This window comes from Pseudomonas sp. GM102, assembly GCF_000282555.1.
GTDB lineage: Bacteria > Pseudomonadota > Gammaproteobacteria > Pseudomonadales > Pseudomonadaceae > Aquipseudomonas.
In genome coordinates, this window is the sequence record NZ_AKJB01000135.1 from 1 (window position 1) to 1,380 (window position 1,380).

The 1,380-nt window shown below is 56.3% G+C and carries 1 protein-coding gene; it reads left to right on the forward strand.

The window, feature by feature from the left end; translation table 11 throughout:
* The first annotated feature begins 106 nt into the window (after positions 1–106).
* Positions 107–1,360 (forward strand): transposase, encoded by a 1,254-nt coding sequence (locus PMI18_RS02320; RefSeq protein WP_033036894.1) that lies wholly within the window; start codon positions 107–109, stop codon positions 1,358–1,360.
* The last annotated feature ends 20 nt before the right edge of the window (positions 1,361–1,380 follow it).

Sequence of the window (1,380 nt, forward strand, 5' to 3'; positions counted from 1 at the left end):
GCATAGGTATCTACACATCTCCCGATCCTGGTCTATAAAAGGACGGCATGGATATCAAATGACCGGGCTAGATGCCCGACTGACAAAACGATACGACGAGTTAGTCATGGGACACAGTAATGGACTACCGGCGCTGGCCGCCGGGATGAAAGCCTTGCCGCGAAGCGACAAGGCTTTTGCGCAGACGCAAGCGCTCTGGAGATTTTTGAGCAATGACCGGGTCAGGCCCGTTGATCTGGTTAAACCGCTACTGGCGCTGGCCCACGAGGGTTGCCGAGATGACTGCGATGATTACGCGCTGGTCATGCACGATTGGTCTCGGCTCAATTACATGCATCACCACAGCAAGGCTGATCGCCTGCAAATGACCCATCGGGGTGACATCGGTTACGAACTGCAAAGCAGCCTGCTGGTCACGGATCGTGACGGCGCACCGATCTGTACTCCCGCTCAAAACCTGGCGACCAGGGACGGCGTTCTCAGCACGCGAGCCGAAGAAGTGCTGGCCCCTGAAAAACACCTCAATGAACTGACACAACGCATCACTTGGCTGGAGCAGCAGAGTTTTGCCAAGCCTCTTGTCCATATCGTGGATCGAGAGGCTGATTCGGTCGCTCATTTGAGACAGTGGCAGGCCGAGGGTCGGCAATGGCTGGTGCGGGTCAAGGCGGGTTCCACGGCCAGTCATGAAGGCCAGTCCAGGCCTCTGAGCCAAATCGCCAGCCAAATGAGCTACAGCGAAACCCGCAAGGTCGACTACAAAGGAAAATCCGCCATTCAATGGGTGGGAGAAACGGCCGTTGTGCTGACTCGCCAAGCCCAACCCTTCACCAAAGATCGGGCCGACCGCAAGACGTTACGCAAATCTGGCGAGCCTTTACCTGCCCGACTGATCGTTAGCCGAATAATTGGGGACGACGGCCATCTGTTGGCCGAATGGTATTTGCTAAGCAACCTTAGGCCCGAGGTTGCGGCTGAACGATTGGCACTCTGGTATTACTGGCGTTGGCGTATCGAGTCCTACTTCAAACTGCTCAAAGGCGGCGGACATCAGCTGGAAAACTGGCAGCAGGAAAGCGGCGAAGCCGTGTTCAAACGGCTGCTGATTGCTAGTCAGGCGTGTGCAGTCAGCTGGCGCCTAATGCGGGCCGAAGGTGAGTTTGCCGAGCAAACCCGAGAGTTTTTGGTCCGTTTGTCTGGTCGTCAAATGAAACGCTCTCAACCGGTAACGGCTTCTGCGGTGCTCGCCGGTCTGTACATGCTTTTGGCGATGTGCGAGACGCTGGAGCAATACACGCCTCAGGAGCTGGCGGGTTTCGCTAAAGAAGCCATCGGCTGGGTGGCCAGCCGAAGACTTTAGAGATGTGTAGATACCTATGC